This window comes from Arthrobacter sp. Cza30 (assembly GCF_059090765.1).
On the sequence record NZ_JBNHGA010000003.1, the window covers coordinates 417,485 to 430,161 of the forward strand.

At 69.4% G+C, this 12,677-nt stretch carries 10 protein-coding genes; 3 read left to right on the top strand and 7 right to left on the bottom strand.

Annotated features, from left to right (window positions below; genetic code table 11):
- Nucleotides 1-36 precede the first annotated feature (36 nt).
- Genes AC5RVZ_RS11485 through AC5RVZ_RS11500 form a run of 4 tightly spaced genes read right to left on the bottom strand, consistent with a single transcriptional unit; the run spans nt 37 to nt 4,068 of the window.
- Nucleotides 37-921, bottom strand: coding sequence for a nucleoside hydrolase (locus AC5RVZ_RS11485; RefSeq protein WP_494065886.1), 885 nt, complete (start codon nt 919-921; stop codon nt 37-39).
- A 25-nt stretch (nt 922-946) separates the two neighbouring features.
- The gene (locus AC5RVZ_RS11490; protein ID WP_494065887.1) at nt 947-1,849 is read right to left on the bottom strand and encodes a carbohydrate ABC transporter permease; all 903 of its coding nucleotides are present in this window, start codon (nt 1,847-1,849) and stop codon (nt 947-949) included.
- Nucleotides 1,846-2,763, bottom strand: a complete 918-nt coding sequence (locus AC5RVZ_RS11495; protein WP_494065888.1) for a carbohydrate ABC transporter permease — start codon at nt 2,761-2,763, stop codon at nt 1,846-1,848. Before AC5RVZ_RS11495 ends, AC5RVZ_RS11490 begins: the two co-directional genes overlap by 4 nt.
- 12 nt (nt 2,764-2,775) lie before the next feature.
- Nucleotides 2,776-4,068, bottom strand: coding sequence for an ABC transporter substrate-binding protein (locus tag AC5RVZ_RS11500; protein ID WP_494065889.1), 1,293 nt, complete (start codon nt 4,066-4,068; stop codon nt 2,776-2,778).
- A gap of 152 nt (nt 4,069-4,220) precedes the next feature.
- Between AC5RVZ_RS11500 and AC5RVZ_RS11505 the strand changes: the two genes are divergently transcribed.
- On the top strand, nt 4,221-5,246 hold the full coding sequence (locus tag AC5RVZ_RS11505; RefSeq protein ID WP_494065890.1) for a LacI family DNA-binding transcriptional regulator: 1,026 nt from the start codon (nt 4,221-4,223) through the stop codon (nt 5,244-5,246).
- 157 nt (nt 5,247-5,403) lie between these two features.
- On the top strand, nt 5,404-6,048 hold the full coding sequence (locus AC5RVZ_RS11510) for a hypothetical protein (RefSeq protein ID WP_494065891.1): 645 nt from the start codon (nt 5,404-5,406) through the stop codon (nt 6,046-6,048).
- 39 nt (nt 6,049-6,087) lie between these two features.
- Here the strand turns inward: AC5RVZ_RS11510 and AC5RVZ_RS11515 are convergent, their stop codons facing one another.
- The 3 genes from AC5RVZ_RS11515 to AC5RVZ_RS11525 are packed head-to-tail and all read right to left on the bottom strand — an operon-like array spanning nt 6,088 to nt 10,747.
- Nucleotides 6,088-7,056: an NAD-dependent epimerase/dehydratase family protein gene (locus AC5RVZ_RS11515; protein WP_494065892.1), complete on the bottom strand. Its 969-nt coding sequence runs from the start codon at nt 7,054-7,056 to the stop codon at nt 6,088-6,090.
- A complete protein-coding gene (locus AC5RVZ_RS11520) occupies nt 7,053-9,731 on the bottom strand; it encodes an alpha/beta fold hydrolase (protein WP_494066276.1) in 2,679 nt (892 codons plus the stop codon). Before AC5RVZ_RS11520 ends, AC5RVZ_RS11515 begins: the two co-directional genes overlap by 4 nt.
- The gene (locus AC5RVZ_RS11525; protein ID WP_494065893.1) at nt 9,725-10,747 is read right to left on the bottom strand and encodes a 3-oxoacyl-ACP synthase III; all 1,023 of its coding nucleotides are present in this window, start codon (nt 10,745-10,747) and stop codon (nt 9,725-9,727) included. Before AC5RVZ_RS11525 ends, AC5RVZ_RS11520 begins: the two co-directional genes overlap by 7 nt.
- 175 nt (nt 10,748-10,922) lie before the next feature.
- On the opposite strand from AC5RVZ_RS11525, the gene AC5RVZ_RS11530 reads away from it, so the two are divergent.
- Nucleotides 10,923-12,578, top strand: a complete 1,656-nt coding sequence (locus tag AC5RVZ_RS11530; RefSeq protein WP_494065894.1) for an ABC1 kinase family protein — start codon at nt 10,923-10,925, stop codon at nt 12,576-12,578.
- The last annotated feature ends 99 nt before the right edge of the window (nt 12,579-12,677 follow it).

Sequence of the window (12,677 nt, forward strand, 5' to 3'; positions counted from 1 at the left end):
TCCGATCCACACGGTTCGCACCGCGCCACCCGCCTCTCAGGCGAGGCCGGCGAATCGACGGAGCTTGGCGAACATGTCCTCGAGCAGCCAACGGACGTCGATGCTCTCGCAGACGCGGATGAGCCGCCGGCCGGCATCCTCCGGTTCCATCTCGCCGTCGGCGGTGAAGCGCGGAGCGGGCCGCTCGCGCCAGAGCGCCCCGAGAGGGTTCATGACCGCGCCGATCGCGGGGCTGTCCCCGAGGGAGCGGAAATCCATCATCAGGTCCGGCACGCCCTCGTTGAACTCGATGACCTGACGCACGAGATACGCGCCCAGGTCGCCGAGCGGTTCGACCTTCTGGCGAAGCTCCTCGTGCCCGACGGCGACGAGCGTGTAGACCGACATGGGGATCTGCCACACCGTGATCCGGGAGTCCATGACGACGTTCGCCGCGACCACGTCGTTCGACAGGTTGAACTCCGGGCTATAGCCGGGGAGGATCCCGTCGTAGCTCGGCCCGCCGATCCAGACCACCACGACATCCCGGTCCTGGATCGCCGGTTCCTCCAGGATCGCCGACGCCATATCGGTCAGAGGACCGAGGAACGTGACGAACAGCGTGCCCTCGTCCTTCATCGCCTCGTCGATGATCAGGCGGGAGCCGGCCGACGGGTTCGGCGTCGAGCTGTCGGCGAGCGCTTCGCGTGCGCCGTCGGCGACGTGCACGGAACCCGTCAGGTCCATCAGACTTAGGAGGAGATCCACTTCCTCGCGCGACTCCTCCACGCTGCGGTGGGTGCGGCGCGTCCCGAAGTGCGCCGGGATGATTCCGCGGATGTCGAGTGTCGGCGAGAGCAGCGCGTGGACGATCGCGAACTGGTCGTCCGCCTCGTTCTTCGCGTCGGTGTTGATGATGATGCGGCGTGGCCCAGCGGGCATGTCACTTCCTTTCGAGGGGCTGGAGTCAGCCCTTGACGGCGCCGGCGGTGAGGCCGGACACGATGTAGCGCTGCAGCAGCGCGTACGCGACCAGGATCGGCAGGATCCCGATGAGGATCGCCGCGGCGAGGCCGTTGTAGTTGGTGGTGAACTGACCGGAGAAGTTGAGCATGCCCAGCGGCAAGGTCTTGCTCTGATCGGAGTTGATGATCGTGAGCGCCATCAGCAGCTCGTTCCAGGTCGCCACTGCGTCCAGGATGAGAACGGTGACGAGGACGGGAAGGGAGAGGGGCAGGACGATCTGGAAGAACATCCTCCACGACCCCGCACCGTCCATCCGGGCCGCCTCCAGGATCTCGTCGGGAAGCTGCCGGAAGAACGAGTAGAGAACCAGCACTTCGAACGGGATGCCGAACGCGAGATACGGCCCGAGCAGACCGAAGATGTTGTCGATCAGCCCCATCGCGCGGACCGTGTTGAACAGGGGCACGAGTGCGATGTAGATCGGGACCGTGAGCCCGAGGAAGACGGCGAAGAGCACGGCTCCACGGAAGCGGACCTTGAGCTTGGCGAGCGCGAACGCCATCAGCGCCGAGACGAACACGCCGAGCGGCACCTTCACGACAGCCAGCGTGATGCTGTTGAGGTACGTGGTCGCGAAGTCGCCGGTCTTCCAAGCGTCGACGAAGTTCTCGAAGGTGAACTCGGTCGGGAACGACACGGCTCCGCCCCGCTGGAAGTCCTGCGTCGTCCGGATGCCCGTGGTCACCAGGAGGACGATGGGCAGGAACCAGATCAGCGCGACCACGACGAGCAGCAAGGTCACCGCCAGACGTGCGGGCGCACCGCGCCGGAATCGGCGTCTTCCTCCGGCCGGCATCTGCTGCGCCGCTGCCACGGCCTGTTCGGTTTCGGTGACGGTGCTCACGACTTCGCGCTCCTCACTTGCGACACCACGTAGGGGATTCCGAACGCGAGCGCGGCGATGGTGATCAGCACGGCCATCGCCGTGCCGTAGCCCGCGTTGAAGTACTGGAACACGTTGACGAACATCCAGGTGCCGAGCACCTGTGTGCTGTTGCCCGGCCCGCCATTGGTCATGGCGAAGACGATGTCGAAAACCTTGAAGGAGTCGATGACCGACAGCGCCAGCACGATGACGTGTGCAGGCCGCAGGCCCGGCATCGTGATGTGCCAGAACTGCTGCCACCGGTTCGCACCATCCGTCCGTGCCGATTCGTACAATTCGTGGGGGATGCTCTGCAGCGCGGCGAGGTAGAGCAGCATCGGGAACCCCGTGCGCACCCAGATGCCCGCGACGATGACCGCTCCCAGCGCTGTCGAGTCCTGGCCCAGCCAGGGCTGCGCCAGCGCACCCAGACCGACGGCGCGCAGGATCTCATTGACGCTGCCCTGACTCGGGTCGTAGAGCCAGCCCCAGATGGCCGCCACCGCGACCAGGGGAAGAACCGCCGGCATGTAGAACACCGTCCGCAGCATCGGCATCAGTCGAGAGCTGCCGTTGAGCAGCACAGCGAGCAGGAGCCCGAGCACGATGGGGACGACGATGGTCATCACCGACCAGATCGCGTTGTTGCGCAGAGCCACCATGGCCACGGGGTCCTGGAAGATCTGCGCGTAATTGTCGAGCCCGACGAAGTTCGGGTCGGGGCTGACCCCGTTCCAGTCGGTGAAGCTGATCACGATCGACTGGGCGGCCGGAGCGACCAGGAATCCGGTGTAGAGCGCCAGCGCCGGGAGCACGAAGAGCCAGGGGTGCTGCAGTATCGCCCGCCCCCGGCGACGGCCCGCCGCCGGGGAGGTGCGCGTCACGGTGTGCACAGCGACGTCGCCTTACTGCTGCTCGAGTCCTGCGGGAACAGCTTCCTGCATCTGCGCGGCCGCATCCTCGGGCGAGAGCTGCCCCTGCAGCACCTGGCTCTGGATCTCGTAGTACGTGTTCGCGAGCTCCGGCGGGAACGCCTGGTCCTGGATGGTGTAGAAGGGCGAGGCCGATGCGATCTCCGCCACCTCGGCCGACAGCGGGAACTCATCGGCGTCCGGCTCAGCGCCCACGACGGACGTGTTCCCGATGCCCAGCGCCTTGAGCGTCTCGGGCTGCGAGAGCCAGTTGAGCAGCTCTGCGGCGTCGTCCTGGTTCGGGGAGGCCGCATTGATCATGTATCCCTCGACCCAGCCGGAGTGCCGGTTCGGCTCCTGGTCTGTCGGCAGCTCGAAGACCCCGTAGTCGCTCGGGTCCTCGGCCTGCTGCACGTACGAGTTGTCAGCCCAGCCGCCGGCGATCGTGTAGGCGTACTTGCCCTGGGTGAACCCGGGCTCCTCCTGCGCCGGCTCGAGCCCCATCACGCCCTCGGGCATCCAGCCCTTGTCCGCCCACTCCTTGAACTCGGTGAAGGACTGGACGACCGCGGGGTCGTCCCAGCTCGCTTCCCCGGCGAGGAGCTGATCGTGCTTCTCGGCGCCGGCGTTCTTCTCGAGCAGGTACTCGAAGAGCCGCATGACGTGCCAGCCGAGTTCGCCGGCCGTGCCGAGGGGCACCTGCCCCGCCGCGACGAGCGCTTCGTTCGCGGCCACAAGCTCCTCGTAAGTCGTGGGCTCCTCTGTGATGCCCGCCGCTTCGAACGCGGACTTCGAGTACCAGGCCACCACGGCGTTCGAGATCACCGGGACACCGTAGGTCTTCCCGTCGAAGGTCATGCCCTCCTTGGCGGCTTCCGGGAACAGTTCGTCCCAGTTGTACTCGTCCCAGTACTCGCTCAGGTCGAGGGCCAGGCCGTCCGTGGCGAAAGGTCCGCCGAGCGACCCGCCCCAGATGCGCCAGACGTCCGGGCCCTCGCCGCCGGCGAGGGCGGTGCGCAGCCGCCCCGGGTAGATGGCGGCGCCGGTGCCCGGAAGGTTGTTCACCTCGACCTCGATGCCTGTCTCTTCGGTGAATTCCGCGATCTTCTCCACCAGGACCTCCGCGGGACCGGCGTCTTCATACGTGTACAGCGTGAGGGTGTTGTCCTCGCCGCCCCCGCCACCGCCGTTGCCGCCGCCCCCGCCGCCACCCAGCGTGCAGCCGGTGAGGACGAGCGATGTCAGCGCGATCGCGGAAGAAGCCACGAGGAGCCGATTGATCTTCATTGATGCACTCCGTTGCTGAGGGCCGCCTGCCCGAGAACTCGAGCCGGACGGGCGACCGATGTGTGATCGATCACGCATACGTTATCGATCACGCATTGTCGCCGCAAGAGTGAAAAGGGGGGCTATATTACGGACCGAGGAAGGTGGTCGCTATGTCGCGGGGCAGCGGACTCGACGGTCGGCCACGCATGATCGACGTCGGCCGGCTGGCGGAGGTCTCCGCGCAGACGGTGTCGCGCTACTACACCGGCGGCTACGTCGGCGCGGCTACGCGCGAGCGGATCGAGCGGGCGATCGCCGAGCTCGGCTATCGCCCGCATCCCGCCGCCCGGCGACTGAAGTCCAACCGCGCCGAGGCGATCGGCGTCATCGCGATGGGACCGGCCAACTACGGCATCTGGTCGATCCTCGAAGGGCTGACCACCGGCGTGCGACGAGCGGGATACACGCTGGTCATCGGCCAGCTCGACATCCTGGCCGGCGACCCGGAATCCCCCTCGCAGGTGGAAGCCGCCCTCGACCACCTGCTCCTGGCAGGGGTGGACGGGATCATCGTGGGCACGCCCTACCGCGGAGGCGAAGAGCTGCTCAGCGATCTCGTCGGAGACATCCCGGTCGTCGTCATCTCGGAGCGCCCGGACGCGGCCGAGAACTCCGTCGGGAGCGATTCCTACCACGCTGGGCTCCTCGCAATGGAGCACCTGATCGGCCTCGGCCACCGTCGCATCCGGCACATCTCCGGCGACCCGGCGACGATCGAGTCCGCCCAGCGCGAGGCGAGCTACCGCGACGCGCTTTCCCGGCACGGCCTGTCGCCACTGCCCGTCAGCGGCCATGACTGGACGGCCGATGCCGGCTTCGAGATCGGTGACATCGCGGATCCGCAGGAGTTCAGCGCCGTGTTCGCGGCGAACGACGCCATCGCCTCGGGATTCATGAGCGCGATGCGGGCGCGCGGCTTCGAGGCACCGCGCGACTACTCGATCGTCGGCATCGACAACATGCCCGAGACGCGCTTCTACGCTCCCCCGCTCACGACCGTCTCCCTCGACTTCGTCGACCTCGGCCAGGCAGCCGTGGAGATGATGCTCCAGCGGATCCGCGGGGGAGGATCCGTCGCACGGCGGACGATCGCCCCTCGATTGGAGATCCGGCAGTCGACCGCGCCGCTCAGCTGAAACGCGCGCCGACATCGATGGCGATCGGTCGAGGCGCCGGCGCCGCTTCGCTGGCTTCCGGTCGTCCGCAGCCTCACCGCGTTCGCGAAGCTCAGCAACGCAGAAGCGATCTCCCGTGTCGCGTGCGGTGATCGTTGTCGTGCGGAAGGATGCTCCCATGCCTTCCCCCCGTGCACTCCGCGCAACGACGACCGCGGCCGCGTCTGCAGCGCTCGCCGCCGTCGCCCTGTCCCTCGCCGGCTGCGCGACGGCCGCGCGGGGCTCGGATGCCGCGCACCCCGACCTGATCGCCGAGCGTGCAAGCGCCGTCGGCATCGCGCCTGACCTCGTGTTCGCCATCGATGTGGACGGCTACGAGCTGGCGCCGCAGTCGGTCAGTCCTGTCGATGCCGAAGGGATGTCGGCCACCTGGTTCAACGAGACCACGGGTGCCATGCTGACCATCCGCACGGACCGCGGCGAGATGACCGCATCATCCTGCGCGAAGACTCCGCTGTGGAACGCACCACCCGACGAACCGGTGACGTGCACGGATGAGGATGGCATCTGGCACCGGACAGCAGGCGGTATCCACGAGTACATCGCGGTCCGGGATGGTGCGCTCGTCCAGGTGATCGGGATGAACAACGCCCCGACGGCGGACCTTCTGGCAGCCGCGAGAGCCGTCCGTGTACCGTCGGACGCCGAACTCGGACTCCTCTTCTCCGACCTGCCCACTGGTCCGGCCGAACCGGTCGAGCGCGGTGACCTGCCCGAGAACGGCGATGGCGCGCCCATCGATCCGGTCGGACCCGGTGGTTGATCGGAGCATCCCAAACCCGACGCCGCGGGCGTCGGCGGCCTACCGCGAGTAGTGGGCGGCGAGGCGGCGCAGCCCCTCGTCGATCGACACCGCCGGCGACCAGTCCAGGACGCGGCGCGTGTCGCGCTGGTCGAACCAGTGTGCCGTCGACAGCTGCTCGGCGAGGAAGCGCGTCATCGGCGGTTCGTCGCTTCCCGGTACCAGCCGCCACGCCTGCTCGATCGCCCCGCCTGCGGCGCGGCCCAGCCACGCCGGGATGCTCCATCCAGGAGGCCGGACTCCTGCCGCGAGGCAGATGCCGGCGAGAAGCTCGCCGACCGGTCGCGGCTCCCCGTTCGTGAGCACGAGCGCCCGACCATGGGCGACATCAGCGCGGTCGAGCGCCGCAGCGATCCCGCTCGCCGCGTTGTCGATGTACGTGGAGTCGATGAGGGCCGTTCCGCCGTTAAGCAGCGGAAGCCTGCCCCGACGCGCGCGATCCACGATCCGCGCCACCAGCTGCGTGTCCCCCGGGCCCCACACCAGGTGGGGGCGGACGGCCACGACGGCGAGGGTCGACGTATCCCGCGCCAGAGCGATGAGCTCTGCCTCGGCCTTGGTGCGCGCGTACGCGCCGCGAGCGCGGTGAGGATCCGCCCGCTCGGCGCCCACCCCCACGAGAGCCGATCCGACGTGTGCGACGGATGGGGAGGACACCTGCACGAACCGGGACACGCCTGCTCGTTCCGCCTCGTCCAGCAGCGAGCGGGTTCCGACCACGTTGACCGCGTGGAACTCCTCCTCGCTGCCGGCCAGCGACACCTTCGCGGCGAGGTGCACAACCCCCTCCGCACCGTCCAGCGCGCGGGCGACGTCGGCCGGAACGGTGACGGAGCCGAGCAGGTCGCCGGCCCCCTCGACGCCCGACGGCCGTCGCTGCAGTGTGCGAACCTCGTGGCCCGAGGCGACCAGCCGCGCCGCGACCGCCCTGCCGAGGAAGCCGGAAGCTCCGGTGACGAGGACGATCATGGCGCCGCCGGTCGCTCGCCGGCGAGGAGCCGCTCAGCCCAGTCCGACAGCCGCAGCCGGTCGATCTTGGAGTTGTGCCGGATGTCGGTGGGCAGCCGCGGGACGGTCAGCACCGCCGCCAGCGGGATGCCGGCCGCCTCGCGCACCGCGCGGCTGAGTTCCGGCTCAGCCAGGCCGCCCCGCGCGGCGGGCGGCGTGGTCTCGACCACCGCGACGGCCTGACGCAATCCGTGCGGGCCCACCCCCACGACGGCCGCGCGCCGTACGGCGTCCACGCGTTCCACCCCCTGCTCCGGTCCCACCGGGGCGATCGGACCGTTCTCGGTGACGATGACGTGCGGCATCCGTCCCTCCACCCAGAGTCGTCCGCTCGCGTCCAGGTGACCCACGTCGCCGGTGCGGTGCCAGCGCACCGTCGGGTCCAGCTCGTCGGTGTCGCGCACCGCCGCCTGATCGGTGAGCCACAGCCGGTCGTAGTGGTCCTTCAGGTGAGGTGCCGAGATGACGATCTCCCCCAGCACGCCGGCCTCATCCGTCGGCGCCCCTGTTGCACGCCCGTCGCGGTCCAGCGCACTCACGCGCACGCGAGTGGACCCGATCGGCGAGCCCACGCATACACCGGCATCCGGGCTGGCGGCGGCGTCGTGGACGCCGGCGAGGGTGATGTCGGTCACCAGCAGGCACTCCGTCATGCCGTACGGCGTGTGAGGAGTTGCGTGAGGCATGAGCCCGGCGGCGGCCTCCAGCAGCCGCGCGCCGATCGGCGCTCCCGTGGAGAGGAACGTCTCGACGTCGGCGAGCGCCGCGCGCTCCTCGGCGGTCAGCGCCTCCGCCGTGTCGACCACGTTCAGGATCGCGGCGGGAGACAGGAAGACCAGGCGAGCATCGGACGCGCGCACCGCCGCGGCGACCGCCGACGCGGTCAGCGTGCGCGGCGCGGACACGTCCATGTCGGGTGTGACCGAGCGGGTGCCGAGCGCCGGCCCGAGCAGCGCGAAGGGTGCGAACCCCGTCACGAGACCGGTGTCCTGCGTCACCTGGAAGTGCGAGGCGAGAGCGTCCCGCAGGGCGGAGAGCTGCTCGTGCGTGTACGCCACGCCCTTGGCGGGGCCGGTGGAGCCGGAGGTGAAGAGGATCGCTGCGGCGTCGCTCGGGCCAGGGGGGTCCGGGAGTGAGGCGCCGGCGCCTTCGCGCAGGATGTCGCCGAGCGTGAACGACACCCCTAAGGCGGCGGCCGCCGGCTTGGGCAGGCGTCCGGCGGCGATGCGGATGCCCGGCCAGCCGAGCGCGCGGGCGGCGGAGAGGCCCCGTGATCCGCCGATGATGACGTCCGGCCAGGACCCGCGCACGGCCCGGGTCAGGCCCCGGATGCCGAGACCGGCGTCGGCCACGACCACGACGGCGCCGATCCGCAGGCAGGCGTAGACGACGGCCGAGAGCGTGGGACCAGGCTCGATGAGTAGTGACACCCGGTCGCCTTTGCGGACCCCGACACGGTGCAGCCCGGCCGCCAGCCGCTGAACGCGATCGTGGAATCGCCGCCAGCTCACGCGGCGGTCCGGCGTGCCGGCGGGGGACATCTCGACGATGGCGATGTCATCGTCGTCACGACGCTCGTCGAGCCGGTGCCACAGCGGCGCGAAGGCCGATGCACCGGCGTCCTCCGACGGCTCGCTCTCGCGTGGTGCCGGCGGCGGCGTGTCCCGGCCTGCCGAGCGGCCGTGGTGCTCGCCGAGCCAGGTCAGGAGCGCAGGCGCGTACGGTCGGTCCTCGGCGACGAGGTGACCTGCCCCCTCGAACCGGTGCACGTCTGCGTGCGGAAGGCGGTCGATCAGGTCGTCGAGGTAGCGGTCGCCGAAGACCGGGTCCTCCGGCCCCCACAGCAGCAGCGCCGGCACGTCCAGCCTGCTGACCCCCTCCGCGATCCGCTCGAGCTCTCGGCGACTGGGATTGCGCCCGTCGGCAGGGATGTCGGCCACGAAGTCGCCGATCCCGCGGCGACGCGCAGCGGACAGATACGGCGCGCGATACGCGGCTCTCGTGTCGGCGTCCAGAGCCGGTGAGGCCAGAGACAGTGTGGTGTCGAGGAACGCCGGAGTGGCGACCGCGGCGCCGCCCAGAACGCCGCGCGCACGTGCGAGCCGCAGCGGAAGAGGGATCGGTACGCCGTCCGGATGGTGGACGGCGGTGTTGAGCAGCATGACGCCCGCCAGCGACTCCGGGTGGTCGATGGCCCAGCCCAGCGACACCACGCCGCCCCAGTCATGACCGAGCGTCACCACCGGCCCGTCGAGCTCTAGCGCATCGGTGAAGGCGCTGAGATCGGCGACGCGCTGCGCGAGCGGGCGTGGGATTCCGGTGCGCTCGGAGAAACCCATCTCGAGCTGGTCGACCGCGACGACGCGCCACGGGGGGCGTCCGTTCTCGGCCGCGCGCATCGACTCGGTGAGGAGGTGACGCCACAGATACGACCAGGTCGGGTTGCCGTGCACGGCGAGGATGGTGCCCTGCGGGCCGATCCCTCGACGCGCAAGCTCGGCGCCGGTGTCGAGGCAGTGCCATTCCCGCACGACTCCTGCGTCGGCCCCCGTGCCGGGCACGGCGACGATGCGGCTCCACCGCGGATCGAGCCCGGGAAGGCCGCTGGGCGGACGGGCTGCCTCCTGCTTCACCAGGCGAGTTCCAGCATCGCGGTGTTGAGCCCCGAGCCGACGCCCATGAGAAGCACGCGGTCACCTCTCGCCAGCGTCGCCTGCTCCTCCGCGAGCGTGATGGGGATCGATGCTGGCCCGACGTTGCCGTACTTCGGGAACGTCACCGGCACACGCGCTCGATCGAGCTTCGCGGCCTTGATGATCGCGTTCGTATGCACGGCCGATACCTGATGCGTGATGTACCGATCCATCCTCGCCCAGTCCCACTCAGAGGATGCCTCCTTCCAGGCGGACACCACCAAGCGGAGTCCGCCGTCCAGGAGAGCCTTCGCGTCGGTGAACATGCCGTCGACGCTGCCCACGCACAGCTCGTGGAACTGGGTCGCGGCGCGCGTCACTCCGCCCAGGATGCGGTGACCGTCGGGGTGCTCGTCGGCGCGCCCGAGGACCGCGGCGGCAGCGCCTGAGCCGAGCGTGAGCGACGCGAACTCGCTCATGAAGGCGTCACGCCCGGCGTCATTGCGCAGGAGCCGACGGATCGTGTTGACCTGGATCTCGTCGGCATCCTCGCCGTTGACGACGATGGCGTAACGGATCTGACCGGCCTGGATCATGTTCGCCGCGAGACTCATGCCGCTCACGAACCCCAGGCAGGCGTTCGCGACGTCGAAGTTGATGGCGGAGCTCGGCAGTGCCAGACCGTGGTGCAGCCGCACCGCCACCGACGGCTCGAGGTGCCGCCGTGACACCGACGTGTTGATGAGGAGACCGACGTCGGACGGGGCCACCTGCGCCTCCGCCAGCGCCTGGCGGCCAGCTGTCACGGTGGCTTCGTCCGACGACTCGCTCGCGTCCCAGTTGCGGCGTTCGAGGACGCCCGCGACGCGCTGCAGGAGTCCGCCGGGCAGTCTGAGCCGCCGCAGCGCGAGCGACAGGCGGTCTTCGATCTCCTCGGATGTCGTCACGCGACTGGGCAGAGTCCTCGCCACCGACAACAGTGAGACGTTGTCGAAGCGAGTGGTCGCGTTACCGGCCACGGGACCTCCGTTGCGCGGGCCATCAGGCGCTGTCGTTCAGGGCGATCACTCTACGCGGCCCAGTCCTTTGCTGGCATGACGGTTGCATCCGGCGGCTGAGTGCTCTAATGCGATCTCTTGTCCGTGCCGGGATGGTCGGCGACAATGAGCCGATGGCGGAACGGCGACCTCGGCGGTGAGAGCGAATCTCGGCAGGTATCAGGAGATCGCCGACACGCTGGCGCGTCATGGGCTCGGGTTCCTCGCGGGTGCGACCGGTGTCGGGCGCTGGCTCCCCGCCGGTCGCCGCGACGGCGGACGCCGGTTGACGAGCCCGACCCACACCGTGGCGGCGCGCGTGCGGCTTGCACTGGAGGAGTTGGGACCGACCTTCGTCAAGCTCGGCCAGCTGCTGTCCACCCGCCCGGATCTGCTGCCCCCGGCGTACATCGTGGAGCTGTCGAAGCTGCAGGACTCCGCTCCCCCGGTGCCCCCTGAGGAGATCCGGGAGGCGATCGAGCGTGAGCTCGGGGCCGGGCCCGAGGAGCTGTTCGCCACGTTCGACCCGGCGCCTCTGGCATCCGCATCCATCGGCCAGGTTCACGCCGCGACGCTCGAGGACGGCACGTCCGTGGTGGTCAAGGTTCGCCGCCCCGACGCCGTGCGGCAGGTGCACGAGGATCTCGAGATCCTCAACAATCTTGCCGACCGCGCGGCCCGGGTGTGGGAGCCGGCCCGTACGTACGACGTCCGCGGGATCGTCCAGGAGTTCTCTCGAACCCTTCGCCGCGAGCTCGATTACCTCCGTGAGGGCGAGAACGCCGATCGTTTCGCCGCGAACTTCGCCGGCCACCCCGACGTCCACGTTCCGCGGGTCCTCTGGGACCGCACGACGTCTCGCGTTCTCACGCTGGAGCGGGTGACAGGGATCAAGATCAACGATCTGGCCGCCCTGGAGGCGGCCCACGTCGACCGCCCTGCCCTGGCGCGGACGGGCGCCGACATCATGCTGCGCATGATCTTCGAGCACCGCTTCTTCCACGCCGACCCGCATCCAGGAAACCTCTTCGTGCAGCCGGACGGGAGCATCGCGCTGATCGACTTCGGCATGGTCGGCGAGATCAGCGAGGAGCTCCGCGACCGCTTCGCCGACTTCCTGATCGCGTTCGCCCTGCAGAACCCGGATGCTCTGGCCGACGCCCTCGTGCGCGTGTCGGTGACGAAGGGCATGATCGATCGGGACGAGTTCCGTCAGGCGCTGGCGTCGTTCATCGGCCTCTACGCCGATCGGTCTCTCAGCGAGGTGGGTTTCCGACGGATGGCGTCCGAGCTGCTGCGCGTGCTCCGTGAGCAGCGGCTGCAGCTTCCGCGGGAGGTGTCGCTGCTCTTCAAGGTGCTCATGATGATCGAAGGCATCGCGGTGCAGCTCGACCCCTCCTTCGATCTCACGGCGGTGGTCACGCCCTATGCCCGGAGGCTGGTGCGGGACCGGCTCTCGCCGACGGCACTTGCCAAGCGGATGGCACGCGCCTCCACCGACGCCGGCGCTCTCATGCTGGAGCTGCCCACGCGCGTGCGCAGGCTGATGGACACGATGGACTACAACGGCCTCGAGGTCCACCTCCGCGCCGCGGAACTGGACCCGCTGGTGGCGCGGACCGAACGCATCGGCAACCGACTCGTCGCCGGCATGATCACCGCCGCGCTCATCAACGCGGTCGGCCATTTCATCGTCCGCGACGAGCGATGGCGCAACTGGCAGAGCGCGCTGCTGGGCGCCGGCATGACCGTCGCCAGCACGCTGAGCGGATACCTGCTCTTCACCGCGCGAACGCGAAAGCGGCGGCGCTGAACGTTCGCTCTCCGTCCGCTAGCGAACCCGACGGCTGTGTCGCAAGCGGGCTGTCACCTCCCGCGTCCTCAGCTAGGAAGGGACGACGGACAGATTGGA

Excerpts from the sequence above, each read along its gene's own strand:
- AC5RVZ_RS11500 (WP_494065889.1), bottom strand. The coding sequence starts at position 4,068 with ATGAAGATCAATCGGCTCCTCGTGGCTTCTTCCGCGATCGCGCTGACA.
- AC5RVZ_RS11515 (WP_494065892.1), bottom strand. The coding sequence starts at position 7,056 with ATGATCGTCCTCGTCACCGGAGCTTCCGGCTTCCTCGGCAGGGCGGTC.
- AC5RVZ_RS11505 (WP_494065890.1), top strand. The coding sequence starts at position 4,221 with ATGTCGCGGGGCAGCGGACTCGACGGTCGGCCACGCATGATCGACGTC.
- AC5RVZ_RS11510 (WP_494065891.1), top strand. The coding sequence starts at position 5,404 with ATGCCTTCCCCCCGTGCACTCCGCGCAACGACGACCGCGGCCGCGTCT.
- AC5RVZ_RS11485 (WP_494065886.1), bottom strand. The coding sequence starts at position 921 with ATGCCCGCTGGGCCACGCCGCATCATCATCAACACCGACGCGAAGAAC.